The organism is Pseudomonas sp. S12(2018), assembly GCF_024355235.1.
GTDB classification, from domain to species: domain Bacteria; phylum Pseudomonadota; class Gammaproteobacteria; order Pseudomonadales; family Pseudomonadaceae; genus Aquipseudomonas; species Aquipseudomonas palmensis.
Genome location: NZ_QLAD01000005.1, coordinates 366,402 through 393,176, shown reverse-complemented (window position 1 = coordinate 393,176; position 26,775 = coordinate 366,402). Strand labels below are relative to the sequence as shown.

Annotated in this window: 24 protein-coding genes; 7 read left to right on the top strand and 17 right to left on the bottom strand. The window is 65.1% G+C overall.

Going from position 1 to position 26,775, the window contains the following annotated elements; genetic code table 11:
• Window positions 1–197 precede the first annotated feature (197 nt).
• Window positions 198–1,211 (top strand): extracellular solute-binding protein, encoded by a 1,014-nt coding sequence (locus tag DN388_RS14725; protein WP_043863527.1) that lies wholly within the window; start codon window positions 198–200, stop codon window positions 1,209–1,211.
• Window positions 1,211–2,776: an iron ABC transporter permease gene (locus DN388_RS14720; protein ID WP_043863528.1), complete on the top strand. Its 1,566-nt coding sequence runs from the start codon at window positions 1,211–1,213 to the stop codon at window positions 2,774–2,776. The genes DN388_RS14725 and DN388_RS14720 overlap by 1 nt, the downstream gene beginning before the upstream one ends.
• Before the next feature lie 87 nt (window positions 2,777–2,863).
• On the opposite strand, the gene DN388_RS14715 is transcribed toward DN388_RS14720, so the two are convergent.
• The 12 genes from DN388_RS14715 to DN388_RS14660 all read right to left on the bottom strand — a co-directional run bounded on the left by DN388_RS14715 (window position 2,864) and on the right by DN388_RS14660 (window position 17,236).
• Window positions 2,864–4,798: a methyl-accepting chemotaxis protein gene (locus DN388_RS14715; protein WP_043863529.1), complete on the bottom strand. Its 1,935-nt coding sequence runs from the start codon at window positions 4,796–4,798 to the stop codon at window positions 2,864–2,866.
• 199 nt (window positions 4,799–4,997) lie between these two features.
• A complete protein-coding gene (locus DN388_RS14710; RefSeq protein ID WP_043863530.1) occupies window positions 4,998–6,287 on the bottom strand; it encodes an adenylosuccinate synthase in 1,290 nt (429 codons plus the stop codon).
• A 54-nt stretch (window positions 6,288–6,341) separates the two neighbouring features.
• Entirely contained in the window at window positions 6,342–7,529 is a 1,188-nt protein-coding gene (locus DN388_RS14705) for an ATP phosphoribosyltransferase regulatory subunit (protein ID WP_043863531.1), read from the bottom strand.
• 278 nt (window positions 7,530–7,807) lie between these two features.
• Window positions 7,808–8,677: a protease modulator HflC gene (gene hflC / locus DN388_RS14700; RefSeq protein WP_043863532.1), complete on the bottom strand. Its 870-nt coding sequence runs from the start codon at window positions 8,675–8,677 to the stop codon at window positions 7,808–7,810.
• Window positions 8,677–9,843 (bottom strand): FtsH protease activity modulator HflK, encoded by a 1,167-nt coding sequence (hflK, locus tag DN388_RS14695; protein WP_043863533.1) that lies wholly within the window; start codon window positions 9,841–9,843, stop codon window positions 8,677–8,679. Before hflK ends, hflC begins: the two co-directional genes overlap by 1 nt.
• A 66-nt stretch (window positions 9,844–9,909) precedes the next feature.
• A complete protein-coding gene (hflX, locus tag DN388_RS14690; protein WP_058541590.1) occupies window positions 9,910–11,241 on the bottom strand; it encodes a ribosome rescue GTPase HflX in 1,332 nt (443 codons plus the stop codon).
• Between the two features lie 12 nt (window positions 11,242–11,253).
• Entirely contained in the window at window positions 11,254–11,514 is a 261-nt protein-coding gene (hfq, locus tag DN388_RS14685; protein WP_043863535.1) for an RNA chaperone Hfq, read from the bottom strand.
• A gap of 95 nt (window positions 11,515–11,609) precedes the next feature.
• On the bottom strand, window positions 11,610–12,584 hold the full coding sequence (gene miaA / locus DN388_RS14680; RefSeq protein WP_043863536.1) for a tRNA (adenosine(37)-N6)-dimethylallyltransferase MiaA: 975 nt from the start codon (window positions 12,582–12,584) through the stop codon (window positions 11,610–11,612).
• Between the two features lies 1 nt (window position 12,585).
• Complete coding sequence (gene mutL, locus DN388_RS14675; protein WP_043863537.1) at window positions 12,586–14,493, bottom strand: DNA mismatch repair endonuclease MutL; 1,908 nt, start codon at window positions 14,491–14,493, stop codon at window positions 12,586–12,588.
• Window positions 14,490–15,914 carry an N-acetylmuramoyl-L-alanine amidase gene (locus DN388_RS14670; protein ID WP_196932996.1) on the bottom strand — a complete coding sequence of 475 codons (1,425 nt, stop codon included), beginning with the start codon at window positions 15,912–15,914 and terminating at the stop codon, window positions 14,490–14,492. Before DN388_RS14670 ends, mutL begins: the two co-directional genes overlap by 4 nt.
• Window positions 15,915–15,917: 3 nt before the next feature.
• Window positions 15,918–16,388, bottom strand: coding sequence for a tRNA (adenosine(37)-N6)-threonylcarbamoyltransferase complex ATPase subunit type 1 TsaE (gene tsaE / locus DN388_RS14665; protein WP_054916175.1), 471 nt, complete (start codon window positions 16,386–16,388; stop codon window positions 15,918–15,920).
• Window positions 16,376–17,236 (bottom strand): NAD(P)H-hydrate dehydratase, encoded by an 861-nt coding sequence (locus tag DN388_RS14660; protein WP_255000683.1) that lies wholly within the window; start codon window positions 17,234–17,236, stop codon window positions 16,376–16,378. Before DN388_RS14660 ends, tsaE begins: the two co-directional genes overlap by 13 nt.
• Before the next feature lie 64 nt (window positions 17,237–17,300).
• Between DN388_RS14660 and queG the strand changes: the two genes are divergently transcribed.
• Window positions 17,301–18,368: a tRNA epoxyqueuosine(34) reductase QueG gene (gene queG, locus DN388_RS14655; protein WP_043863541.1), complete on the top strand. Its 1,068-nt coding sequence runs from the start codon at window positions 17,301–17,303 to the stop codon at window positions 18,366–18,368.
• 106 nt (window positions 18,369–18,474) lie between these two features.
• Here the strand turns inward: queG and DN388_RS14650 are convergent, their stop codons facing one another.
• Together DN388_RS14650 and orn are read right to left on the bottom strand one after the other, a co-directional pair.
• Window positions 18,475–19,089 carry a trimeric intracellular cation channel family protein gene (locus tag DN388_RS14650; RefSeq protein WP_173925102.1) on the bottom strand — a complete coding sequence of 205 codons (615 nt, stop codon included), beginning with the start codon at window positions 19,087–19,089 and terminating at the stop codon, window positions 18,475–18,477.
• A 90-nt stretch (window positions 19,090–19,179) separates the two neighbouring features.
• Entirely contained in the window at window positions 19,180–19,722 is a 543-nt protein-coding gene (gene orn / locus DN388_RS14645; RefSeq protein ID WP_043863543.1) for an oligoribonuclease, read from the bottom strand.
• Between the two features lie 100 nt (window positions 19,723–19,822).
• Between orn and rsgA the strand changes: the two genes are divergently transcribed.
• Window positions 19,823–20,851 carry a small ribosomal subunit biogenesis GTPase RsgA gene (gene rsgA / locus DN388_RS14640; protein WP_255000677.1) on the top strand — a complete coding sequence of 343 codons (1,029 nt, stop codon included), beginning with the start codon at window positions 19,823–19,825 and terminating at the stop codon, window positions 20,849–20,851.
• Between the two features lie 6 nt (window positions 20,852–20,857).
• On the opposite strand, the gene DN388_RS14635 is transcribed toward rsgA, so the two are convergent.
• Window positions 20,858–21,145 carry a DUF3077 domain-containing protein gene (locus tag DN388_RS14635; RefSeq protein WP_255000675.1) on the bottom strand — a complete coding sequence of 96 codons (288 nt, stop codon included), beginning with the start codon at window positions 21,143–21,145 and terminating at the stop codon, window positions 20,858–20,860.
• Between the two features lie 681 nt (window positions 21,146–21,826).
• On the opposite strand from DN388_RS14635, the gene DN388_RS14630 reads away from it, so the two are divergent.
• Window positions 21,827–22,306, top strand: a complete 480-nt coding sequence (locus DN388_RS14630) for a toll/interleukin-1 receptor domain-containing protein (protein WP_043863546.1) — start codon at window positions 21,827–21,829, stop codon at window positions 22,304–22,306.
• A 67-nt stretch (window positions 22,307–22,373) separates the two neighbouring features.
• Here the strand turns inward: DN388_RS14630 and motB are convergent, their stop codons facing one another.
• Window positions 22,374–23,390 (bottom strand): flagellar motor protein MotB, encoded by a 1,017-nt coding sequence (gene motB / locus DN388_RS14625; RefSeq protein WP_043863547.1) that lies wholly within the window; start codon window positions 23,388–23,390, stop codon window positions 22,374–22,376.
• A 3-nt stretch (window positions 23,391–23,393) separates the two neighbouring features.
• Window positions 23,394–24,245 (bottom strand): flagellar motor stator protein MotA, encoded by an 852-nt coding sequence (gene motA, locus DN388_RS14620; RefSeq protein WP_043863548.1) that lies wholly within the window; start codon window positions 24,243–24,245, stop codon window positions 23,394–23,396.
• Between the two features lie 148 nt (window positions 24,246–24,393).
• Here motA and DN388_RS14615 point away from each other — a divergent pair, with 148 nt between their 5' ends.
• Entirely contained in the window at window positions 24,394–25,914 is a 1,521-nt protein-coding gene (locus DN388_RS14615; RefSeq protein WP_054916178.1) for an HDOD domain-containing protein, read from the top strand.
• Window positions 25,915–25,960: 46 nt separating this feature from the next.
• Complete coding sequence (locus tag DN388_RS14610; protein ID WP_255000667.1) at window positions 25,961–26,767, top strand: rhodanese-like domain-containing protein; 807 nt, start codon at window positions 25,961–25,963, stop codon at window positions 26,765–26,767.
• Window positions 26,768–26,775: the final 8 nt, after the last annotated feature.

Here is a 26,775-nt window from a genome sequence, read left to right as displayed (position 1 = left end):
GGTTTTTTTATGCCTGCGATTCGAGCTCACCCCACTGCCGCCCATTCGGACGCTGCGTTGCCACCCCGCCCCGCCCAACAAATCAAGTGAGTTAACCGATAGTCAGCTCATGAATTTTTCCTCACGGGCGTACTTGAGAAACTATATCGTTTATCATTGTTTCAAGATTTGTAGCCCGCAAGCGAGGAACCACCCGCATGACGATCCGCATCAACCCGATTTTGCGCGGCCTGGCCGTTTCCGTGTTCAGCCTGGTGCTCGCAGCACCCGCCGCCATGGCCGCCGACCCTGTGACGCTGACCCTGTACAACGGCCAGCACAAGGAAATCGGCGAAGCCATCGCCAAGGCCTACGAGGCCAAGACCGGCATTCACATCAATATCCGCAAGGGCAGCAGCAACCAGCTGGCCAGCCAGATCGAGGAAGAAGGCGCACGCTCCCCGGCCGACGTCATCTATACCGAAGAATCGCCGCCGCTGAACAACCTGGGCGAGAAAGGCCTGCTGGCCAAGATCGACGATTCGACCCTGCAAGTGCTGCCCAAGGAATACGTGGCCAGCAACGGCACCTGGATGGGCGTGACCGCTCGCACCCGCGTGGTGGCCTTCAACCCCAAGGTGATCGACGAAAAAGACCTGCCCCAATCGGTGATGGACTTCGCCGACCCCGAGTGGGACGGCAAGGTCGGCTTCGTGCCCACCAGCGGCGCGTTCCAGGAACAGGCCGTGGCCATCCTCAAGCTGCACGGGCGTGAAGCGGCCGAAGAATGGCTGACCGGCCTCAAGGCCTTCGGCAAGACCTACACCAACAACATGGTTGCCCTCAAGGCCGTGGAAAACGGCGAAGTGGCTGCCGTACTGGTGAACAACTACTACTGGTACGCCCTCAAGAAAGAGCGCGGCCAGCTGGACTCCAAGCTCTACTACCTGGCCGACGGCGACGTCGGTGGCCTGGTGACCATCTCCAGCGCCGCGGCGGTCAAGGCCAGCAAGCACCCCAAGGAAGCCCAGGCCCTGCTCGCCTGGATGGCCAGCGAAGAAGGCCAGCGCGTGATCACCCAGACCACCGCCGAGTATCCGCTGCACAAGGGCATGGTCTCGGACCAGGGCCTGAAGCCGTTCGAAGACCTGCGCCCGCCGAAGATCACCCCGGCCGACCTGGGCAATGCCGAGGAAGCCCTGGAACTTGAGCGCGAGGTCGGCCTGCTCTGATGGAAGCCGTGCTGCCTGCGCCGTCTGTGGCGCGTTATGTTCCGCGCCGCAAGCGCCCCTCGATCTGGGTGGTGCTGCCGGTGCTGCTGCTGGTGGGCCTGAGCCTGCTGCCGTTGCTGTACGTGGGCCTCAAGGCCTGGCAGGCCGGCTGGCGCGAGGCGTTGTACCTGCTGTGGCGGCCCTTCGTCTGGGGCCTGATGAAAAACACCCTGCTGCTGATGGCCGGGGTGACCGTGGCCTGCGCCGTGGTCGGCCTGGCCCTGGCCTGGCTGCTGGAGCGCAGCGACCTGCGCGGGCGGCGCTTGTGGGGCGTGATCCTGTGCCTGCCGTTTGCCGTGCCGGCGTTCGTCAGCGGCTTCACCTGGGTCTCGCTGAGCCCGCGCTTCGAGGGGCTGGGCGGGGCGATCCTGGTGATGGCGCTGTCCAAGTATCCACTGGTGTTCCTGCCGGTGGCCGCGACCCTGCGCAACCTCGATACCTCGCTTGAAGAATCGGCGCGCACCCTGGGCTACAACCGCTGGGGTGTGTTCCGCCGGGTCACCCTGCCGCTGCTGTGGCCGTCGATCCTGGGCGGCAGCCTGCTGATTGCCTTGCACATGCTGGTGGAATTCGGCGCGCTGTCGATCCTGGGCCTGCAGACCTTCACCACCGCGATCTACCAGCAGTTCGAGCTGGAGTTCAGCAACGCCAATGCGGCGATGCTCTCGGCGGTGCTGCTGTTCATGTGCCTGTTGCTGCTGTGGTTCGAGCTGCGGGTACGCGGCAAGGCGCGGCACGTGCGCATCGGCCAGGGCGTGGCACGCCGCGCCAAGCCGATCCGCCTGGGTGGCTGGAGTGTACTGGGGCAGTTGAGCTGCCTGCTGCTGGCAGTGCTGGGCAGCGGCATCCCGCTGGGCATGCTGGGCTACTGGCTGAGCGTGGGATCGTCGGCGGCCTTCCCGGTGGCCGACATCAGCCGGGCGCTGTTCTCGTCGCTGTCGCTGGCACTGGGCGGCGCGGGGGTGAGCCTGCTGCTGGCGTTACCGGTGAGCTTTCTGGTGGTGCGCTACAAGGGCCGCCTGGCGATCTGGGCCGAGCGCCTGCCCTACTTGCTGCACGCGCTGCCGGGGCTGGTGATTGCGCTGACCCTGGTGTATTTCGCCCTGCACTATGTACCGGCGCTGTACCAGACCACCGGCCTGCTGTTGCTGGCCTATGCGCTGCTGTTCTTGCCGCTGGCGCAGGCGCCGGTGCGTACCGCGCTGACCAAGGCCGCACCACAGCTGGAAGAGGCGGCGCGCACCCTGGGCGCGACGCCGTTCAAGGCGTTCTGCAAGGTGACCCTGCCGATCATCTTCCCGGCCCTGGCGGCAGCGTTTGCGCTGGTGTTCCTGGATGCGATGAAGGAGCTGACCGCCACCCTGCTGCTCAGCCCCACCGGCATGACCACGCTGGCGACCGAAGTGTGGGCGCATACCGCCAACGTCGAATTCGCGGCGGCGGCGCCCTATGCGGCGCTGTTGATTGTGGTGTCGGGGTTGCCGGTGTACCTGCTGACGACGCGGATGTACCTGAACCGCGCCTGAAAGGCATCGCGGGTCAAGCCCGCTCCCACAAGGATCGATGAGGCCCTTGTGGGAGCGGGCTTGACCCGCGATACAAACGACACTATCTCAGGCCCTGAACTGCCCCAGGCTGGCCTTCAACTGCGCCGCCAGGTCATCCAGCACCTTGCTGCTGGCCGTGGTCTGCATCACCACCTGCGCTGCACGCTCGGCCTGGGCATGAATCGTCTCGACCCGCCCACGCACCGCCTGCGCCCCCTGCGCCTGCTGCTCGGCCGCCCGGGTGGCCAGGCCGATCGCCGCATGCACCTGCTCCACCGACACCTGCACCGACTGCTGCAGGCGCGCGTTGTCCTTGAGCACGGTCAAGCCTTCGCTGGCCTGACGCCCGGCCTGGCTGATGGCTGCCACTGCCTCCCGCGCGCCCTGCTGCAAGGCACCGATGTGCGCCTGGATATCGCCGGTCGAGCTCTGGGTCTTGCTCGCCAGCGCCCGCACTTCGTCGGCCACCACGGCAAACCCGCGCCCGGTCTCGCCAGCCCGCGCCGCCTCGATGGCGGCATTGAGCGCCAGCAGGTTGGTCTGCTCGGCAATCCCGTGGATCACCTCCAGCACCACCTCGATCTGCTGGCTCTGCTCGGCCAGCCGCTCGATCACCTTGGAGCCCGCCCCCACCTGCCCGGCCAACGCTTCGATCAGCTTGGCCACCTGGGCCGAGGTACGGCTGTTCTCGTCGGTGGCCTGGCGAATGTCCACCACCTGCTGCAACGCTGCCTGCATGGCCTGGCTTTCGGCCTGGGCTTCATCGGCCATGCTCGACAGGGCACGCAGGCTCTCGGCCACCTCATCGCGCTGCGAAGCGGCCGCCGCATCGGCGCCCGCGTTGTTCTGCGCCATGGTGCCGATCTCGACCCCGGTGCGCTGCGCCACCTCGCCCGCTTCGCGCACGATGGGCTGCAGCTTGTCGACGAACTGGTTGACCGCTGCAGCCATGTCGCCGATCTCGTCTCGGCTGTCGATCGGTACGCGCTTGGTCAGGTCGCCGTCGCCGGCCGCCAGGTCGTTGAGCGCGGCAATCAGCAGGCGCAGCTTGCTCAGCACGCGCCGGCCGAGTACCACGGCCACCACCAGCAATACGCCGAAGCCCACCGCCACCAGCCCGAGGCCGATGTTCCAGCGCAGGGTCGCCGCTGCTTGCTGCACGGTCTGCGAGGTGTTGGCCTGCATCGCCGCGGCACTGGCCTGGGCCGCCTGCAGGCGGGCGCTCAGGGCCTTGTTGCTGTCGGCCGCAGCGCCCACCAGGCTGTCGCCGACCAACTGGTCGCCGCTGGCGATCAGCGCCGAGAAGCGCGCGTCCAGCGCCTTGAGCTCGTTGTCGACCGACGCCGTGGAGACGCCCATCACCACCTTGCCGATCTCCGTGCCGTTGGGGTTGATCGAGGCTTCGATCATGTACACCGCCGGGTCGTTGCGCGCCGCATCCAGCACCTTGTCGAGCGCCCGTTCGCCCTGGCCCTTTTCCATCAGGGCCTGGTTGATCGGGTTCTGCCGGTTCAGGTAGCGGGTCAGGTGCTGGCCCTGGGCGTCGTCGTAGACCACGAAGAGCACGTTGGCATTGCGCTGGGCGCGCCGGGAAAACTCCGACAGTGCCGGTATGTCGTCATCCCAGATGGCCCGCGGCGCAACCGATGCCAGCAGTTCGGCCATGTGATTGGCCGACTCCTTGAGGCTTTTTTCGAGGGTGACGCGCAGTTGCGCCTGCTCCTCCTGAAGGCGTGCGGATAGCCCGGCGGACAAACGCTGGCGGGTACTGGCCGAAAGGCTGTCCAGGCCCGAGCTGAGCTCACGCCCGGCTTGTTCCAGTTCACCCGACAGTTTCTGGCTATCTGCACCCAGGCGATTACCCAGATCGGCCTCCAGCGCAGTCACCGTGCTCCGCGTCAGCGCGACCGCAACCAGCACCTGCACCAAAAGAGCGATACCCAACGCAACAAAGACAGGCCGCAACAGGCGGCTTCGTAACAATGAGAGAACGGCCGACACACAAGAACCCTCCGTATCGCGGGGCCATTATAGTGATGGCACCTTATAGGACGATTCTTACAGCAAAGGCCGTGCCGGGCAGCAGGCATACCGGTCAAATTCATAGCCAGGGCTGACCTTTATGACCCTTTCACCAACTGGCCAAAAAAAACGCCGCTGGCCCGGAGGGACAGCGGCGTTCTTTACTGCCTACAGCGAATCAGGCAAACGGATGGCGCAGCACGATGGTCTCGTTGCGGTCCGGGCCGGTGGAGACGATGTCGATCGGCGCACCGATCAGCTCTTCCACACGCTTGATGTAGGCACGGGCGTTGGCCGGCAGTTCTTCCAGGGTCTTGGCGCCCACGGTCGACTCGCTCCAGCCCGGCACTTCTTCGTACACAGGCTGCAGGCCCACGTAGCTGTCGGCGTCGGTAGGGGCAACGTCCTTGCCCGCTGCGTCCTTGTAGCCGACGCAGATGTTGATGGTTTCCAGGCCATCGAGCACGTCCAGCTTGGTCAGGCAGATGCCCGAGATGCTGTTCACGTCGATGGCGCGACGCAGGATGACGGCGTCGAACCAGCCGCAACGACGGGCACGGCCGGTGGTTGCGCCAAATTCGTGGCCCTGCTTGGCCAGGTGCGCACCAACGTCGTCAAACAGCTCGGTCGGGAACGGGCCCGAACCCACGCGGGTGGTGTAGGCCTTGGTGATGCCCAGGATGTAGTCCAGGAACATCGGACCAACGCCCGAACCGGTCGCAACGCCACCGGCGGTGGTGTTGGAGCTGGTCACGTAGGGGTAGGTACCGTGGTCGATGTCCAGCAGCGAACCCTGGGCACCTTCGAACATGATGTCCTTGCCGGCGCGACGCAGGTCGTGCAGCTCGGCAGTCACGTCCAGCATCAGCGGCTTGAGCAGTTCGGCGTATTCCTTGCACTCGGCCAGGGTCTTTTCGAACTCGATGGCCGGCTCTTTGTAGTAACCCACCAGCATGAAGTTGTGGTAGTCCACCAGCTCGCGCAGCTTGTCTTCGAAGCGTGGCATGTTGAGCAGGTCGCCCACACGCAGGCCACGACGCGCAACCTTGTCTTCGTAGGCCGGGCCGATGCCGCGACCGGTGGTGCCGATCTTCAGCTCGCCACGGGCCTTTTCACGGGCCTGGTCCAGGGCCACGTGGAAGGACAGGATCAGCGGGCAGGACGGGCTGATGCGCAGGCGCTCGCGCACCGGTACGCCCTTCTCTTCCAGCTTGGTGATCTCGCGCAGCAGGGCGTCGGGAGCAACCACCACACCGTTGCCGATCAGGCACTGCACGCCTTCGCGCAGCACGCCCGAAGGGATCAGGTGCAGCACGGTCTTCTCACCGTCGATCACCAGGGTGTGGCCGGCGTTGTGGCCACCCTGGTAGCGCACTACGGCGGCAGCATGTTCGGTCAGCAGATCGACGATCTTGCCTTTGCCCTCATCACCCCACTGGGTGCCCAGGACTACGACATTCTTACCCATAACACTTGTCCTCATTCGCGCAAACTTGGCGCCGGCTCGTGCCGGCGTGGAATCTCAAATGGCCAGCGGCAGAACCTGCCAAAGCCCGTTTTGCTGAATCAATTGCCGATCGCAATCCGCCTCGACGGCGGCGGTCAGCGGCTGCCCAGGCAACGCCTGAACCACCCGCTGGCCCTCACTGCGCAATTGGCAGACCAACTGCCAAAGTGCTGCATCGCTGCTGTCGGGCATCCAGATCCCGCCAGACGGCAACACCACCTCGGCTCGCCCCAGTGTGACCAGGGTCTTCAAATCCGTGGAGAAACCGGTAGCCGGGCGTGCCCGGCCAAAGTCCGCTCCGATGTCGTCATAACGACCGCCCTGGGCGATCGACTGGCCGACGCCTGGCACGAAGGCGGCAAACACCACACCGGTGTGGTAGTGGTAGCCGCGCAACTCGCCCAGGTCGAAATACAGCGGCAGCTCGGGGTAACGCGTGGCGAGGCGCTCGGCGATCGCCATCAGGTCATCCAGCGCCGCCAGCACTGCGGCCGGGGCACGGCCCAGGCGCACACGTGCCTGCTCGAGCACTTCGCGCCCACCGCACAGCTCGGTCAGCGAACGCAGCATGCCGGCCAGGTCAGCCGGCAGCGTGGCGGTCAGCTCGATCACTTCGTCGATGGCCTTGCGCTGCAGGGCGTCGAACAACTGCTGCTCGACCGCGCCCGACAGGCCGGCCGCACGGGCCAGGCCGCGGTAGATACCGACATGCCCGAGGTCCATGTGCACATCCGGCACGTCGGCCAGTTGCAGCATGGCCAGCATCAGGCTGATGACCTCGACGTCGCTGACCGGGCTGGCATCGCCATACAGCTCGGCGCCCAGCTGAATCGGGCTGCGCGAGGTCGACAGGGCACGTGGCAAGGCGTGCAGCACGCTGCCGGCATAGCACAGGCGGCTCGGCCCTTCACGGCGCAGGGTGTGCGCGTCGATGCGCGCCACCTGTGGCGTGATGTCGGCCCGAAAGCCCATCTGCCGCCCGGATTGCGGGTCGATGACCTTGAAGGTGCGCAGATCCAGGTCCTGGCCGGCACCGGTGAGCAGCGATTCCAGGTACTCGATATGCGGGGTCACGACAAACTCGTAACCCCAGCTCTGGAACAGGTCCAACACCTGACGACGCGCGATCTCGATGCGCGCCGCCTCAGGTGGCAGTACTTCTTCGATGCCATCTGGCAGCAGCCAGCGGTCTACCGTTGCCATTACGCCATTTCCCCTATGGTCCGGGCGGCCTGCCCGCGGGCGAGCCTTGAGTGAAGCAGCTATCGGCACACAATGACGGGCAGCGCTGATTCCAGCGAAACCGCAGTGCCGATACCCTCGTAAAACCTGAAGTGCGCCACAAGCCCGGGCCCGATAAAGGCCAATCGATCTTGCAGACGCAAAAAAGCCGGGAATTTCCCGGCTGCCGCATCATACACCCGTTTTCTCGCGGGAGGCACCCCGCCCGACGTTTTAGCCGCCGGGCGGGGTGTGCATGCTTACGGTTTGGTCTTGCCCATGAAGCGGAAGAACTCGCTGCTCGGGTCCAGCACCAGCACGTCGCTCTTGTCGGCGAAGCTCTCGCGGTAGGCCTTCAGGCTGCGATAGAACGCGTAGAACTCCTGGTCCTGGCCATAGGCCTTGGCGTAGATGGCTGCTGCCTGGGCATCACCATCACCACGGGTTTCTTCCGACTCGCGATAGGCTTCGGCCAGCAACACGCGGCGTTGACGATCGGCGTCGGCACGGATGCCTTCGGCCAGCTCGTTACCCTTGGCGCGGTGCTCGCGAGCTTCACGCTCACGCTCGGTGCTCATGCGTTCGAACACGCTGCGGTTCACTTCCTTGGGCAGGTCGATGGCCTTGACGCGAACGTCGACCACTTCGATGCCCAGCTCCTTGCTGGCCATGCGGTTCAGCGAAGCGGTGATGTCAGCCATCAGCGCGTCACGTTCACCGGAAACCACCTCATGCAGGGTGCGCTTGCCGAACTGGTCGCGCAGGCCGCTTTCCAGACGGCGCGACAGACGTTCGTCGGCGATCTGCTTGAGGCCCGAAGTCGCGGTGTAGAAACGCTCGGCGTCCTGCACGCGCCACTTGGCGTAGGCATCGACCATCACCGCTTTCTTCTCCAGGGTCAGGAACCGCTGGGTCGGTGCGTCAAGGGTCATCAGCCGCGCGTCGAACTTGCGCACCTGGTTGACGTAGGGAACCTTCACATGCAGGCCAGGCTGCACATCGGCCTGTACCACACGGCCGAATTGCAGCAGCACGGCGCGTTCGGTCTGGGCCACGATGTAGAAGCTGTTCCAGGCGACGATCGCCAGCACCACGGCGACGATCACGGCGATCAGGGATTTATTGCTCATCAGCGGCTCTCCCTGGAGCGCGTCTCGCGCTGTTGCTGTTGCAGGTCTGCGGCGGCACGGTTGGCGGCGTCATTGGCCGACGGCGTGACGCTGGTGACCGGGGTGCTGCCACTGCGGCGGCTGTCGATCATCTTGTCCAGCGGCAGGTAGAGCAGGTTGCTCTGACCGTCCTTGCCGGATACCAGGACCTTGCTGGTGTTGCTATACACTTCCTGCATGGTGTCCAGGTACAGACGCTGACGGGTCACCTCTGGAGCCTTGCGGTACTCGGCCACCAGCTTGGTGAAGCGGTCGGCCTCACCCTTGGCACGCGAGACCACTTCATCGCGGTAGCCGTTGGCATCCTCGATGATGCGCTGTGCCTGACCACGGGCTTCCGGCACCACGCCGTTGGCGTAGGACTCGGCCTGGTTGCGCGCACGCTGCTCGTCTTCACGGGCACGGATCACGTCGTCGAAGGCTTCCTGCACTTCACGCGGGGCTGCCGCGCTCTGCACGTTGACCTGGGTCACGGTGATGCCGGTGCGGTAGGTGTCGAGGAAGCGCTGCAGACGCTCCTTGATTTCCACGGCCATCTGCTCACGACCTTCGGTCAGCACCTTGTCCATCGAGGTGGAACCCACCACGTGGCGCAGGGCACTGTCGGTCGCGTGCTGCAGGCTGACTTCAGGCTGATCGACGTTCAGCACGAAATCCTGCAGGTTGGTGATCTTGTACTGCACGGTCAGCGGCACTTCGACGATGTTCTCGTCTTCGGTCAGCATCTGGCCCTGCTTGGTATAAGCACGCTCGCGGGTGACGTTCTCCATGTACTTGCGATCGATCGGCGGGAAGTAGATGTTCAGGCCCGGCCCTACGGTTTCGTAGTATTTGCCGAAGCGCAGCACCACGGCCTGCTCCTGTTCGTCCACCACGTACACGGCGCTGTACAGCCATATGGCCGCCAGTACGGCCAGGCCGATACCCAGCAGACCGAAACCGGCACCCTTGCCGGAGCCGCTGTCGCCGCCCCGTTTCTTGCCACTGCCGAACATGCCGTTCAGGCTATCCTGCAGCTTGCGGAAGGCCTCGTCGAGATCCGGTGGTCCCTTCTTGTCGCCGCCACCACGGCGCCCACCCCAAGGATCCTGATTGTTCGAGTTGCCACCCGGCTCATTCCAAGCCATAGCGCTCTCCATCTGATAAAGCAAAGACGCGCCCACGGCGCGCCGTCCAATGCTACAGAATGCCTGTCACGGCTGCCCGACCGCGAGGTCGGGCTTGTATTGCAAAGTGTGTTGCTCGATGAACTCCAGCGGTTTCATCCCCTCGCGGCTTACCAGGCGATTGAACTCGACCCGGGACAAGCGTACCGCCAGCAGGGTGTTGCCGTCTTCGTCATGGTCTTCGCTCTGCACCGCCCCCAGGTCGAAGAACAGCGCGCGCAACCGCGCGAAACGCTGTTCCAGGCGCAGGGTACCGATGAACAGGTCATCCCCCAGCAGTTCTGCAATCGCCTGCCCCACCAGCTCCAGGCCACGACCGTCACGGGCCGATACCCATACCCGCTGCGGCTTGCCGTCGGCATCGCGCTGGATCTGCGGCTCGACCCCTTCGAGCAGGTCGAGTTTGTTATACACCTCGAGGATCGGCAAGCCTTCGGCACCGATCTCGCCGAGCACCGCCATGACCTGCTCGATCTGCTCCATGCGCTCCGGCTCATGGGCGTCGATCACGTGCAGCAGCAGGTCGGAGTTGCTCGACTCTTCGAGCGTAGCCCGAAATGCCTCGACCAGCTTGTGCGGCAGGTGACGGATGAAGCCCACGGTGTCGGCCAGCACCACCGGCCCGACGTCATCCAGCTCGAGCCGACGCAGGGTCGGGTCGAGGGTGGCGAACAGCTGGTCGGCCGCATACACCTCGGACTGGGTCAGCGCATTGAACAAAGTGGACTTGCCGGCGTTGGTGTACCCCACCAGCGACACCGAGGGGATATCCGCGCGCTTGCGCCCGCGCCGTGCCTGCTCGCGCTGGCTGCGCACCTTCTCCAGGCGACCCTTGATCTGGCGCAGGCGTATGCGCAGCAGGCGCCGGTCGGTTTCGAGCTGGGTTTCACCCGGCCCGCGCAGACCAATACCGCCCTTCTGCCGCTCGAGGTGAGTCCAACCGCGCACCAGGCGCGTGCTCATGTGCTCGAGCTGGGCCAGTTCGACCTGCAGCTTGCCTTCGTGGGTACGTGCCCGCTGGGCGAAGATGTCGAGAATCAGACCCGTGCGGTCAAGCACGCGACACTCGAAGATACGTTCGAGGTTACGTTCCTGACTGGGCGTGAGGGTGTGATTGAAAATGACCAAATCGGCCTGTTCGGCTTTGACCAGGTCGCGAAATTCCTCGACCTTGCCGCTGCCAATCAGGAACTTGGCGGTAGGCTGGTGTCGCGCCACATTGGCGAACGCGACAATATCGGCACCGGCCGACAGGGCCAGCTCGCGGAACTCCTGCGGGTCTTCGCGCGCCTCAGGGCTCTGACCTTCCAAGTGAACGAGGATTGCCCGTTCACCACCACCGTGGCGCTCAAAGAACAAAGCAGACTCCTATCAGGCGTTACCTGGCTCAGCGTCGCCCTGTTCGGCATCGGCTGCGCTTGGCAGACGAATCGGACGAACCGGCACCACTGTCGAGATCGCGTGCTTGTAGACCATCTGGCTGACGGTGTTCTTCAGCAGAATCACGAACTGGTCGAACGACTCGATCGTGCCCTGCAGCTTGATGCCGTTGACCAGATAGATCGAAACGCCGACCTTCTCTTTTCTCAAAGTATTCAAGTAAGGGTCTTGTAGCGAATGCCCTTTTGACATATGCCGCACTCCTGTAAGGATCAATAGTAAAAAATCAAAGAAATATGATGGCTCAGGCCGCCCCACCCCCAAGAGTAGACGGCAATTGCAGGGACTCAGCCCAATATGGAGACCGATCCCAGGTATTTCAAGGTGCGTGGCAGATTGTCGCAAGCCAGGCTGTCCAACCAGTGCAGATCGGCCCAACTGCGCAACCAGGTAAACTGCCGCTTCGCCAATTGGCGAGTGGCAATGATGCCGCGCTCCTGCATTTCAGCTGCACTCAACTTGCCATCAAGGTGATCCCAGACCTGGCGATAACCGACTGCCCGTATAGACGGCAGCCCTGCATGCAAGTCACTTCTGGCACGCAGTGATCGGACCTCGTCGACGAAGCCCTGTTCCAGCATTTGCCCAAATCGTAGCGCAATTCGCTCGTGCAGCACCTTTCGATCCTGCGGGGCGATTGCCAGGCTGGCGACAGTATAGGGCAATTGTTCCTGGCCCGAAGCGCCTGCGACGCTACTTTGCGCCGATTGACGCTCGCGATGTGACGTCATCGTCATGCCGCTGACCCGGTACACCTCCAGCGCCCGTACCAACCGCTGCGGATCGTTGGGGTGGATGCGCGCCGCCGATTCGGGGTCGACCGCCGCCAGCTGGGCGTGCAAGGCCTGCCAGCCCAGCTGTGCAGCCTCGGCTTCAAGCTCGGCACGCACCTGCGCATCGGCCGCAGGCATATCGGCCAGGCCTTCGAGCAGCGCCTTGAAATACAGCATGGTGCCGCCCACCAGCAGCGGGATATTGCCGCGCGCGGTGATCTCGGCCATGGCCTGCAGCGCATCGCGGCGAAAATCGGCTGCCGAATAGCTCTGGGCCGGGTCGAGGATGTCGATCAGCCGGTGCGGGTGCTCGGCCAGCAGCGCCTTGGACGGCTTGGCGGTGCCGATGTCCATGCCGCGGTAGACCAGCGCCGAGTCGACGCTGATAAGCTCGCACGGCAGCACCTTGGTCAGCTCGATGGCAAGGTCGGTCTTGCCGGCGGCGGTGGGGCCCATCAGGAAGATGGCCGGGGGATTGCGAACTGCCATATCAGCGACCGCGCAGGAACAGTTTGTCCAGATCGTCCAGGCCCATCTGGGTCCAGGTCGGTCGGCCATGGTTGCATTGACCGCTGCGCTCGGTGTTTTCCATGTCGCGCAGCAGGCCGTTCATTTCCGGCAGGGCCAGGCGCCGGTTGGCGCGAATCGCGCCATGACAGGCCATGGTGCCGAGCAGCTCGTTCAGGTGTGCCTGGATACGGTCGCTGGTGCCGTATTCCATCAGGTCGGCCAGCACGTCCTGCACCAGGCGATTGGCCTCGGCCTGCTTGAGCAACGCAGGGATCTGCCGGATCGCCAGGCTTTCCGGGCCCAGGCGCTGCAGTTCGAAGCCCAGGCGCTGGAACCACGCCGCGTGTTCTTCGGCGCAATCGGCCTCGCGCTGGCTCAGGGCCAGGGACTCGGGCACCAGCAGCGGCTGGCCGCTCAGGCCCTCGCTGGCCATGGCCACCTTGAGCCGCTCGTACATGATCCGCTCGTGGGCCGCATGCATGTCCACCAGCACCAGGCCCTGGGCGTTCTCGGCAAGAATATAGATGCCCTTGAGCTGCGCCAGCGCATAGCCCAGCGGCGGAATATCGCCCTGGCCCTGAGGCAGGTTGGCCGGCTCGCTGCCGGGCAGCGGGGCGAAGAATTCGCGATACACCCCCTGGGCCTCGGCCGCGGGCAATGCCTGGGCCGGACGCGGGGTGTACTGGTACTGGTAGCCGGCGCCCGAGCCACTGCCCGCGGCGCTGCCCGCCGTGTTCAGCATCGGCTGCGCCGGGGGCTGTTCGAGCAGGTTGGCGGCCAGGCGCATCTCGCCCTGCGGGCCGAACTCGCCGGCCTGCAGGCCACTGGGGCGCTCCACCTCGGGGGCAGCGGCTGCACCCGGCTGGTGATCCTGCGGGCGCACATCGGCCAGCGCCCGGTGCAGGGTGCCGTACAGGAAGTCGTGCACCATGCGCCCGTCACGAAAGCGCACCTCGTGCTTGGTGGGGTGCACGTTCACGTCCACGCCGGTGGGGTCGACCTCCAGAAACAGCACGAAGGTCGGGTGCCGGCCATTGAACAGCACGTCGCGGTAGGCCTGGCGCACCGCGTGGGCGACCAGCTTGTCGCGCACGGCACGGCCGTTGACGAAGAAGTATTGCAGGTCGGCCTGGCTGCGCGAGAAGGTCGGCAGGCCGACCCAGCCCCACAGATGCAGGCCGTTGCGCTCCACCTCGATCGGCAGCGCCTGCTCCAGAAAGCCCGGGCCGCAGATCGAGGCCACGCGCCGTGCGCGGGCCGTGTCGTCATGGGCTTCATGCAGGCTGAGGACGCTCTTGCCGTTGTGGCGCAAATGGAAGGCCACGTCGAAGCGCGCCAGCGCCAGGCGCCGGATGACTTCCTGCAGATGGTCGAATTCGGTTTTTTCGGTCTTGAGGAACTTGCGCCGGGCCGGGGTATTGAAGAACAAGTCGCGCACCTCGACCGAGGTACCCACCGGATGCGCTGCCGGCTGCACCCGCGGGGACATGTCGCGGCCTTCGGTTTCAACCTGCCAGGCTTGGTCGGCGTCGCGGGTGCGCGAGGTCAGGGTCAGGCGCGCGACCGAGCTGATCGACGCCAGTGCCTCGCCGCGAAAGCCCAGGCTCATTACCCGCTCGAGGTCTTCCAGGTCGCGGATCTTGCTGGTGGCGTGCCGCGCCAGGGACAACGGCAGGTCGTCGGCAGCGATACCGCTGCCATCATCGCGCACCCGCAGCAGCTTGACCCCGCCCTGCTCCACCTCGACGTCGATGCGCCGGGCGCCGGAGTCGAGGCTGTTTTCCAGCAGCTCCTTGATCACCGAGGCCGGGCGTTCGACTACCTCGCCTGCGGCGATCTGGTTGGCAAGCCGCGGGCTGAGCAGCTCGATGCGAGCGCCGCTGCTCATGGCTGGCCAGCCAGCGTGGTGGCCGGTACGTCGAGGTTCTGGCCAACCTTCAGCTCATCGGTTTTCAGGCCGTTGGTGCTGCGCAGGCTGGCCACGCTGACCTGGTAGCGCACGGCGATCATGGCCAGGGTCTCGCCCGGACGCACGGTGTGCTCGCGCGGGCCCTGGGCGATCTTGCCGCTGTCACGCAGGAAGGCGATGTAGGTGCCCGGCGGCGGGTTCTGCTGGAAGAACTGGCGCACGCCACTGTGGATCGAGCGTGCCAGGGCCTGCTGATGGCTGGCAGTGGCCAGCTTGGAGGCCTCGTTGGCGTTGGAGATGAACCCGGTTTCCACCAGGATCGACGGGATGTCCGGCGACTTGAGCACCATGAACCCGGCCTGTTCCACGCGGCGCTTGTGCAGCGGCGTGACCCGGCCGATATTGCCCAGCACCTTCTGCCCCACGTTGAGGCTGGAGCTGAGCGAGGCGGTCATCGACAGGTCGAGCAGCACGCCAGCAAGCATGCGGTCCTTGTCGTCGAGGCTGACGTTGCCGGCACCCCCGATCAGGTCGGAGCGGTTTTCGCTGTCGGCCAGCCAGCGCGCCGTCTCGGACGTGGCGCCACGGTCGGACAGGGCGAACACCGAGGCACCGAAGGCCGCCTTGGACGGTGCGGCGTCGGCGTGGATCGAGATGAACAGGTCGGCGCCCTTCTTGCGCGCAATCTCGGTACGCTTGCGCAGCGGGATGAAGTAGTCGCCGGTACGCGTCAGCTCGGCGCGAAAGCCCTTCTCGCTGTTGATCTGGCGCTGCAGTTCCTTGGCGATGGCCAGCACGATGTCTTTCTCATGCTGGCCGCGCGAGCCGGACGCACCCGGGTCTTCGCCGCCGTGACCGGCGTCGATGGCGATCACGATGTCACGCTTGCCGCTGGGCACCGGGGTCAGCTTGATCGCCGGCTGCGTCGGGGTCACCGGCACGGCCGGCGTGGTGGCCACCGACGGGGTCGGGGTGGGTGGCGTGGCGTCGGATTCCTGATCGAACAGGTCGACCACCAGACGGTTGCCGTACTGGGCGTTGGGCGCCAGGGTGAAGCTTTTGGGTGTCACCGACTTTTTCAGGTCGATGACCACGCGAAGGTCGGTAGGGGTGCGCTGCGCCGAGCGCACGCTGGTGATCGGGGTATTGGAGGTGGACACGTTCAAAGGCGCACCCAGGGTTGCGCCATTGATGTCGATCACCAGGCGATCCGGGGCCGTCAGGGTGAACACACTGTGCTGCACCGGGCCGGACAGGTCGAACACCAGGCGTGTGTTGTCCGGCGCACGCCATAAACGGACACTCTTGACTTGCGTGATCGCGAAGGCATCGACGGTGACTGCCGCCAGCAGCAGCCCTACAACGCCAAACAGTGCGCGAAAGCGCATACCTATCCCCATTTTCTAATTGATTTCCAAGGCCAGAGCGGCACACCAGGCTTCACCGCGAGAGCCCTGCGGCAACAGGTTCAGCGAACGCCCGTCCGCCTGGGGGCTTATGGTAATGGTCAGGTCGGGCTTTGGCAAAATGCCCGCCCCCTTCTGGGGCCACTCGAACAGGCACAGGGCGTCGTCTTCGAAGTAGTCGCGAATGCCCATGAACTCCAGCTCCTCCGGATCGACCAGGCGATACAGGTCGAAATGGAAGGCACGAATATCGCCAATCTCGTAGGGCTCAACCACGGTGAAGGTAGGACTTTTCACCGCGCCGGTGTGTCCCAGACCACGGATGATGCCCCGTGACAGGGTGGTCTTGCCGGCCCCCAGGTCACCCTCGAGGAAAATCACGCCGTGACCCTTGGTCACCTGGGCGATACGGGCGCCGAACTCACACATGGCCGCTTCGTCGGCCATAAACAGGGTTACACCTGACACGCTGAATGCTCCTCCAGAACTTGACGAATGACCGGTATCAGGTCGCTGGCCGCCAGCCCGCGACCTTGTACGCCCAGGCGCTCGCCGGCACAGGCGTGCAGCCACACCCCCAGGCAGGCGGCGTCCCAGGCCGGCATGCCCTGGGCCAGCAGCGCACCCAGCACGCCGCTGAGCACATCGCCCAGGCCGGCACCGGCCATGGCCGGGTGACCGCGCTGGCACAGTGCCAATTGCCCGGCCGGGTCGGCCACCAGCGTGCCGGCGCCTTTAAGCACACACACCGCCGCGTACTTGCGCGCCAGCTTGAGCGCCGCCCAGGAGCGATCGGCCTGCACCGCTTCGGTGGAAATCCCCAGCAGGCGCGCCGCCTCCCCCGGATGCGGGGTAATGATGCTGCCCGCCGCCAGCGGCAAGGGTGCTTGCGCCAGCAGGTTCAGCGCATCGGCATCCCACACCTGGGCGTGCCTGGCCGGCACCACCGCCGAGAGCAGGCTGCGCCCCCAGGCGGCCTGCCCCAGTCCGGGTCCGACCACCAGTACGGTGGCGCGTTCAATCGGCGTCATCAACTGGTTGGCCGAATGCACGCCCAGGCTCATCACCTCGGGCAGGCGGGCCAGCGCGGCGGGCAGCTGCTCGCTGCGGGTGGCCAGTGACACCAGGCCGGCGCCGCAGCGCAGCGCCGCCTCGGCACTGAGCAGCACCGCACCGCCCGTGCCACGGTCGCCACCGACCACCAGCACATGGCCGAAGTCGCCCTTGTGCGCGGCATTCGAGCGCGGCGCGAGGCTCGCCAGGGTGACGCTGGTGAGCACCAATGGCTGATTTGCAGGGTGTTTGGTCTGAGGCATGCGTCGTTCGGCTCCGATGTCTGGCAGAATTATACGCACCTGAGTCATCGTTGCCCTATTTCGCATGTCTGCTTCCCCCCTCGATCTACCCGCCCTCGCCCAATCGATCAAGGATTGGGGCCGTGAACTGGGCTTTGCGCACGTCGGCATTGCCGGTGTGGAGCTGGGCGAACACGAAAAACACCTGGAACGCTGGCTGGCCGAGGGCTATCACGGCGAGATGGAGTACATGGGCGCCCATGGCAGCAAACGCTCGCACCCCGACGAGCTGGTGCCGGGCACCTTGCGCGTGGTGTCGCTGCGCATGGACTACCTGCCGGGCGACACGCAGATGGCGCAGATGCTCGCCCAGCCCGAAAAGGCCTACATCTCGCGCTATGCGCTGGGGCGCGACTACCACAAGCTGGTCCGCAAGCGCGTACAGCACCTGGCCGAGCGCATCCAGAAAGACATCGGGCCGTTCGGCTTCCGCGCCTTCGTCGACAGCGCGCCGGTGCTGGAAAAGGCCATCGCCGAACAGGCCGGGCTGGGCTGGATCGGCAAGAACACCTTGTTGCTCAACCGCAAGGCGGGCAGCTACTTCTTCCTCAGCGAACTGTTCGTCGACCTGCCGCTACCGGTGGACGAGGCGCAGGCCACCGAGCATTGCGGGCGGTGCAGTGCATGCCTGGACATCTGCCCCACCCAGGCCTTCGTGGGGCCGTATGTGCTGGATGCGCGGCGCTGCATTTCGTACCTGACCATCGAACTGAAGAGCGCGATCCCCGAAGAGCTGCGGCCGCTGATCGGCAACCGGGTGTTCGGCTGTGACGATTGCCAGATCGTGTGCCCGTGGAACCGCTTTGCCCGGCCCACCGGCGAAGCGGATTTCAAGCCGCGCCACGGGCTGGACAACGCCGGGCTGGCGGAGCTGTTCATGTGGGATGAAGAGACGTTTCTGGCCAGCACCGAAGGCTCGCCGCTGCGCCGGGCGGGGTATGAGCGCTGGTTGCGCAACCTGGCGGTGGGGCTGGGCAATGCGCCCTCGACCATCCCGGTGCTGGAGGCGCTCCAGGCGCGGCGGGAGTATCCGTCGGAGCTGGTGAGGGAGCATGTGGAGTGGGCGCTGCGTCAGCATCAGGCACGGCTTTAGGTCTGCAGCGCGACCATCGCGGGTCAAGCCCGCTCCCACAGGGACAGCACCGGTTTCAAGAACAGTGGTGATCCTGTGGGAGCGGGCTTGACCCGCGAAGAAGCCCTCAATGCTCGTCGTTGTACTGGAACTTGGGCATTTCCCAGCGAAACCGTATCGCCAGCAGCCTGAGCAGCAACCCGCCAAACAGCGTCAGCAGAATCGCCTGCTCCCCCGGCACCTTGAAGTACACGCACCCCAGGTAGAACCACGCCGCCAGAAACGACACGCTGGCATACAGCTCACGCCGGAAGATCAGCGGAATGTCGTTGCAGAAGATATCCCGCAGGATGCCGCCAAACACGCCGGTGATCACCCCGCTGATCGACGCCACCAGCATGCCCTGGCCCATTTCCAGCGCGGTCATGCAGCCAATCAGGGTGAACGCCACCAGCCCCAGCGCATCGAGCACCAGAAACAGCGAACGCAGGTGGCGCATCAGCGGCGCGATGAAAATGGTGATCAAGGCCGCCACGCTGGTCAGCACCAGGTACTCCGGGTGCTTCACCCAGGTCAGCGGGTAGTGGCCCAGCAGCACGTCGCGCACCGAGCCTCCGCCCAGGGCCGTGACGCAGGCGATCAGCACCACGCCGAACCAGTCCATGCCGCGCCGCCCGGCCGACAGCGCCCCGGTCATGGCTTCGGCGGTAATGGCGATCAAATAGAGCATCAACAGCATGATGGCGCAGGTCCGTGCAAAGAGGCGCGCAGTCTACCCAGTTGCCCCAGGCACCAAAAGGGGGCGCGCCAACGATTGTTGGCGCAGTGCGGGTCAGAACTTGATGAAGTGCTCGCGGTAGTGGCGCAGCTCGGCGATGGATTCGCGAATATCGTCCAGCGCCAGGTGCGTGCCACCCTTCTTGAAGCTGTCGCGCACCTCGGGAGCCCAGCGTGCGGCCAGCTCCTTGAGGGTGGACACGTCCAGGTTGCGGTAGTGGAAGAAATTCTCCAGCTCGCGCATGTGGCGGTACAGGAAGCGACGGTCCTGGCAGATGCTGTTGCCGCAGATCGGCGACTTGCCCTTGGGCACCCACTGCTCCAGGAAGCGGATCGTCTCGGCCTCGGCCTCGGCCATGCTCACCTTGCTCTCGCGCACGCGCTGGGTCAGGCCGGAGTTGCCGTGGGTACGGGTGTTCCACTCGTCCATGCGCGCCAGCACCTCGTCACTGTGGTGGATGGCGATCACCGGGCCTTCGGCCAGGGTGTTCAGGTCACTGTCGGTGACGATGGTGGCCATCTCGATGATGACGTCGCTGTCCGGATCCAGGCCGGTCATTTCCAGATCGATCCAGATCAGGTTCTGTGGGTTCTGCATGATTCTGCTCCTCGGTAGGCGCGCAGTTTAGCCTAGTGGAGCGTGCTAGACTCGACGCCGTTGCACCCTCACATGCTTTGCTTGACGAAACGAGACCTACATGGCCAAACGCCAGCTCAATCGCCGCCAGAACTGGCGCATCGAAAAAATCCAGGGTGAGCGCGCCGCCCGCGCTGCCAAACGCGAACAGCACACGCTGGACACCCTCGAAGGCGGCGACCTGGGGCCTGAACAACTGGGCCTGGTGATTGCACACTTCGGCGTGCAGGTAGAAGTCGAAGCACAGGACGGCGACGTGGCCGGCCAGGTGTTCCGTTGCCACCTGCGCGCCAACCTGCCGGCGCTGGTCACTGGTGACAAGGTGGTATGGCGCGCCGGCAACCAGGGTATCGGCGTGATCGTGGCGCAGATGCCGCGCAGCACCGAGCTGTGCCGCCCCGACAGCCGTGGCCAGCTCAAGCCGGTGGCGGCCAACGTCGACCTGATCGTGATCGTGTTCGCCCCGGCCCCCGAGCCGCATGCCAACCTGATCGACCGTTACCTGGTGGCCGCCGAGCATGCCGGTATCCGCCCGCTGCTACTGCTGAACAAGGCCGACCTGATCAACGAGCAGAACGCCCCGGCGCTGAATGCGCTGCTGGCGGTATACCGTCAGCTGGGTTACCCGCTGCTGGAAGTGTCGGCGCACCATGGCGACGGCATGCAGCAGTTGCAGACCTTGCTCGATGGGCACATCAGCGTGTTCGTCGGCCAGTCCGGGGTGGGCAAGTCGTCGCTGGTCAACAGCCTGCTGCCCGATGTCGACACCCGCGTGGGCGAGCTGTCGGAGTGGTCGGGCCAGGGCCAGCACACCACCACCACCGCGCGGCTGTACCACTTCCCGGGTGGCGGTGAGCTGATCGACTCGCCGGGCATTCGCGAGTTCGGCCTGGGGCACGTGAGCCGGGCGGACGTGGAGGCCGGCTTCATCGAGTTCAACGACCTGATCGGCACCTGCCGCTTCCGCGACTGCAAGCACGACCGCGAGCCGGGCTGTGCGCTGCTCAAGGCGCTGGAAGACGGGCGCGTGCAGCAGCAGCGCATGAACAGCTATCGCTCGATCATTGCCAGCCTGCCGCAGGACAGCTAATGACGGTCATGGCGCAGGCGTTTGTTCGATGAACATCGCATGCGCCACATCCTCGACCAGGGCCTTGGACATGCCGCTCAGGTAATGTGCCGCCCAGACAAGCGTGCCATCCGGCTCGATGCCGGCTTGCAAGGTGAGCTTGTAGGCGCAACTGAGCAGCAGGGCTGATTCTTCCAGGGCGAAGTCGGCGTTGTGGCCGGCTTGCACGCGAAACAGGCGCTCGGCGGTGGGGCCGCCCTCGCCTTCGCCGAAAGTGCCGACGCCTAGTGTCTTGAAGACTGAGCTGTTTTCCATCTGTTATCTCCCGACGACTTTCTTAATTGGCTCTACGGGCGTCTTCGCCGGCAAGGCCGGCTCCTACAGGTACTGCGAGCCTTTGTAGGAGCCGGCCTTGCCGGCGAACGAGCGCACAGCGCTCGCGATCAGTGCACGAGAGGATGTCTTCGAGGGGCAGATTGGCGTAATGCGGTGGATCGGGGACGATTTTCAACATGACCAACTCCAGTATCAGTGGAGCTACCACGCTTTGCTGTCAAACAAATAGGTGGCAGCTGTACGCGGGTTGACAGACCGAGGATACCGGAACTCGGCGCACACGAAGTGCCCCACGCACAGCCGCCATAAAGCGATGCACATGTGGTCCGAAATCAGTAACGGCCTGTCAAAACCGGTCGTTGAACACCAACGACGCGACGCAGACTAGAGCGCTACCGTGACCACCGCAATGGCGGGAAAGCGGCAAAAGTATGATTGGGAAGGGGCCTACAGGGAATAGGGAAATTCCGAAGATTCGCCTTACGCGGACACCTGTAGGAGCCGGCCTTGCCGGCGAAGGCGTCAGTTGTCGCAACACATTTGTAGGCCTTTTCACCCAGGCATGTAGTCCACCTCCTGATTCAATCCCACGCCTTGCACCACGCGTCGTAATCATCAAAGGTATCCCGCACCAGATTTGCGCCCACCAGGGACCTCCGGATGCCAGTCTCACTCCTCTACTGCCGCAACGACCTGGCCGCCGCCATGGCCATCGGCGAGCACCTGCGCCTCGAGGGCCTCGCCACCTGCCTGGAGGCCATCGACCCCCAGGCCGACGATGCCTGCACCCTCACCACCCTCATCAGCCGCAGCCTGCACGGCTGCACCCACCTGATCGTGCTGGTGTCGGGCAACACCTGCGGCGCCTGGTGGGTGCCCTTCGCCCTGGGCGCCGCAGCGCTGGCCGACCGACGGGTCGCCACGTTCCAGCTGGGCGAGCCGGCCAGCCCCACCTACCTGGGCGAACTGCCGACCATGGCGCAAGCCACCGACCTGGACCTGTTCGTCAGCGCGTACCGCCTGGAACACACCCTTGGCCGTGCCCTCAACCTGCCCACGCAGGCCGCACCCGGCGACAATCGCTGCAATGCCCAGCACTTCCAGGCCGAGCTCAAGGCCAGCATCGGTCGCGGCTACTGAAATGCCGAACCCCACACAGCACAACGCCCGCACGGATCACTCCATGCGGGCGTTGTCGGCTGCCGGCTCACTGCGGCTTGTTGGGCTCGTCCATCTTCAACACGCCATCCTCGAAGATGTTCAGCTTCTCGCGCAGTTCACGCGGCTGCATCGGCTCGGGCTCGGGCGTCGGTGCCGCAGCGCCCGGCGCAGGTGCCGCACCCGGCTGGGCTGCGTCCGGCGGCGTCGGCGAGGTCTGTTCGCCCTCAATGGTGCGCTGGGCCTTCTTGGTCAGCACGATGATGTCGATACGACGGTTCACCGGGTTGAGCGGGTTCTCGCGGTCGAACAGCGACGACGATGCATACCCCACCACCCGCGCCACCTGGGCATCCGGATAGCCACCGGCCACCAGCGCCCGACGCGCCGCGTTGGCACGGTTGGCCGACAGCTCCCAGTTGCCGTAATCACCGGTGCCGGCGTAGGGCTTGGCATCGGTGTGGCCGCTGATGCTGATCTTGTTCGGCACCGCCTTGATGGTGTCGGCCATCGCCAGCAGGATGTCCTCGAAGTACGGCTGCAGGCGCGCACTGCCCAGGTCGAACATAGGCCGGTTCTCGGCGTCCATGATCTGGATGCGCAGGCCGTCCTGGGTGATCTCGAACAGGATCTGGTCCTTGAACTTCTGCAGTTGCGGGTTCTCTTCGACCTTGTTCTGCAGCTCCTGCAGCACCAGGTTCAAGCGGTCTTTCTCGACCTGCTCGGCCATGCTCTCGACCGCGTCCTTGTCCAGCTGGATGCTGGTGTCAGGCGTCGGCTCGGACTGCACTTCAGGGTTGATGGTCTTTTCCGGGGCCAGCTCCGGCGAGCCGCCCAGGTCGATGATGTACGGGGTGCCACTCTCGGAGAACCCGATGGGGTCCTTGAAGTAGCCGGCAATCGCGATCTTCTGCTCGGGCGTGGCGGTGGACAGCAGCCACAGCACAAGGAAGAACGCCATCATCGCCGTGGCGAAGTCGGCGAACGCGATTTTCCAGGCGCCGCCGTGATGGCCGCCGCCGAAGCGCTTTACGCGCTTGATGATGATCGGCTGATTGTTTTCCATGGATCAGCGACCGCGAACTGCTTGTTCCAGCTCGGCAAAGCTTGGACGGTGCTTGGGGAACAGCACCTTGCGACCGAACTCCACCGCCAGCGATGGCGGCATGCCGGAGGCCGACGCCACCAGTGCGGCCTTGATCGCCTCGTACACGTTGACCTCTTCCTTGGCGTCGTGGGCCAGGGAGGTGGCCAGCGGGCCGAAGAAGCCGTAGGCCGCCAGAATACCGAAGAAGGTACCCACCAGCGCCGCACCCACGTGCAGGCCGATGGACTTCTGGTCGCCCTCGCCCAGCGAAGCCATGGTCACCACGATACCCAGTACCGCCGCCACGATACCGAAGCCGGGCATGCCGTCGGCGATGCCGGTCACGGCATGGGACGGGTGGTCGAGCTCTTCCTTCATGCTCAGCAGTTCCATGTCGAACAGGCCTTCGAGCTCGTGCGGGGCCATGTTGCCGGTGGACATGATGCGCAGGTAGTCGCAGATGTACGCGGTCATGCGCTCATCCTTGAGTACCGCCGGGTACTTGGCGAAGATCGGGCTGGCCGCGGCGTCTTCGATATCGCCCTCGATCGCCATCATGCCTTCGCGCCGGCTCTTGTTGAGGATCTCGTAGATCAGGCCCAGCACTTCTATATAGAAGGTGTGCGAGAAGCGCGAGCCGAACATGCTCAGCGACTTCTTGATCACGTGCATGGTCATGTAGCCGGGGTTGGCCTGCAGGAACGCACCAAAGGCGGCACCGCCGATGATCAGCACCTCGAAAGGCTGAATCAGGGCCGCGATCTTGCCGTGAGAAAGAACGTATCCGCCAAGCACGCTCGCGAATACGACAATGATGCCGATAATTTTAGCCATAGATTGGAAGCACTTACTGTCGTGGTCAGGGTCGGGGGCGGAAGTTCGTAAAACTCTTCTTCTACTTATCGGCAGTTCTGCGCCAGACTATAGCCAGTCAAGGCGAAAAGCCAGTTCGGCCACCTCCCAGCATGCCTAGTGAACTCACGTGCCAACTCAAATTCCAAAGACCCTAGACGCCTGGATCAAACTGCTCGACAGCGTGCAACTGCCGGTGCCGCTGGACAGTCACGAGCGGGTAAAAGCCGCCATCGGCGACAGCCGCCGCTCGCTGCGTGACATCGCCGATCTGATGCAGGACAGCCCCGCGCTGGTGCTCAGCGTGATGCGCGAAGCCAACCGGCATACCCACGCCAGCATGGCCGAGCCGGCCGAAAGCCTGGAAATCGCCCTCAACCGGCTTGGCCTCAAGCGCGCCGAAGAACTGCTGCTGCGCCTGCCCACCGCGCCGCCGGCGCAGATCCCCAAGGCCCTGCGCCACCTGCAGATGATCAGCCTGCATGCCAGCCAGCAGGCCAGCGGCCTGTTCGCCAGCCAACTGGCGCGGCTGTGGCAGGAGATCCACTGGGGCAGCCTGCTGTTCCTCTCGCCGTTGTGGACCCTGGCCCTGGCGCACCCCAAGCTGATCGAGGAATGGGAAGTGCGAGTGGTGCACCGCGGCGAGCCGGCCCTGCGCGTGGAGCGCGAACTGTTCGGTGTACCCCTGCTGGCGCTGTGCCGCGCCCTGGCCGACTACTGGCGCCTGCCCAACTGGGTCACCCAGGGCTACCACGTGCTCAGCGAAGAACGCCGCCTGCTGGTCAAGGTCATGCACATCGCCCGCCTGCACGACAACCCGCTGCGCCAGCAACAGCTGCTGGACGCCGACCCGGCCCTGCGCCGCTGGCTCAACCAGCCGGCCAATACCGTGCTGCTGGCCAACGGCCTGGCCCTGGCGGCGCAGCACGCCTGGGACTGCCCGCACAGCCAGCGCTGGCAACGCCTGACCAGCCTGTACCTGCAGGTGCCGCTGAGCGACGTGCAGCAACAGGTGCACCAGCAGGCCGCCAACAGTGCGCGCCTGCACGCCGACGACGACCTCTACCACCCCGCCGAATCGCTGATCTGGCCGACCGGCTCGCACTACGTGCACCGCCGCCTGCGGCCTGCCGACGTGCCCTCGACCGAATCGCTGGGGGCCTGGCGCAAGTACTGCGCCGACCTGCTGGTGGAGCCCAGTGCATTCACCAACGCCATGCACCTGACCACCTACGCCCGCGATGCCCTGGTGGCCTGCGGCATGCAGCGGGTGATGATGCTGATGGCCGACAAGGGCATGACCCACCTGCGCGTGCACCAGATCGCCGGGCTGCCCGCCGAGGCCGGCGGCCTGGTGGTGCCGCTCGCCCAGAGCAAGCTGCTGCAACGCCTGCTGACCCAGTCGGCACAACTGCGCCTGACCCCGGACAACTATGCCCAGTTCGGTGCCCTGCTGCCCGGCACCCTGCGCGTGCTGTTCCGTGGCCAGCACCTGCTGCTGCGCTCGCTGTCGAGCAACGGCAAGGTGGTGATGGTGGTGCTGGCCGACCAGGGCGGCGGCCCGTTCTCGGAGATCAGCGTGCAGGCGTTCGGCAAGACCGCCCAGTGCATCGAGCGCGCCCTCACCGCCTTCAGCAACCGCAGCACCTGACCCATGCGCTACAATCGCCCACTCTGTTCCGATCTGGAGACTCTGGATGACTGACTTTTCCGGCTTGCCCCTGGTGATTGAACCCGCCGACCTGCAAGCCCGCCTGGATGCGCCGGGGCTGATCCTGGTCGACCTGACCAGCACGAAACGCTATGGCAGCGGGCACATTCCCGGTGCGCGCTTCGTCGACCCCAAGCGCACCCAGCTGGGCCAGCCACCGGCGCCCGGGCTGCTGCCGAGCCAAGGCGACCTGGAAAAGCTGTTCGCCGAGCTGGGGCACAACCCGGACGCCGTGTATGTGGTGTATGACGACGAAGGCGGCGGCTGGGCCGGGCGCTTCATCTGGTTGCTGGATGTGATCGGCCATACCCGCTATCACTACCTCGACGGTGGCGCGCTGGGCTGGACGGGCGAGCTCTCGACCGATGTGCCCGCGCCCGCTGCCGGCAGCGTCAGCCTGACCCTGCACGAAGCCCCCACCGCCACCCGCGAATACCTGCAAAGCCGCCTGGGCGCTGCCGACCTGGCGGTCTGGGATGCGCGCAGCCCGCAGGAATACCGGGGTGAGAAAGTACTGGCCGCCAAGGGCGGACACGTCCCGGGCGCGGTCAACTTCGAGTGGACGGCCGGCATGGACCAGAACGATCACCTGCGCATCCGCAAGGACATGCCCCAGATCCTCGAGCAGTTGGGCATCACCCGCGACAAGGAAGTGATCACCCACTGCCAGACCCACCACCGCTCCGGCTTCACCTATCTTGTGGCCAAACACCTGGGCTACCCACGGGTAAAGGCCTATGCCGGCTCATGGGGCGAATGGGGCAACCACCCCGACACGCCTGTAGAAGTTTAAGGAAATTC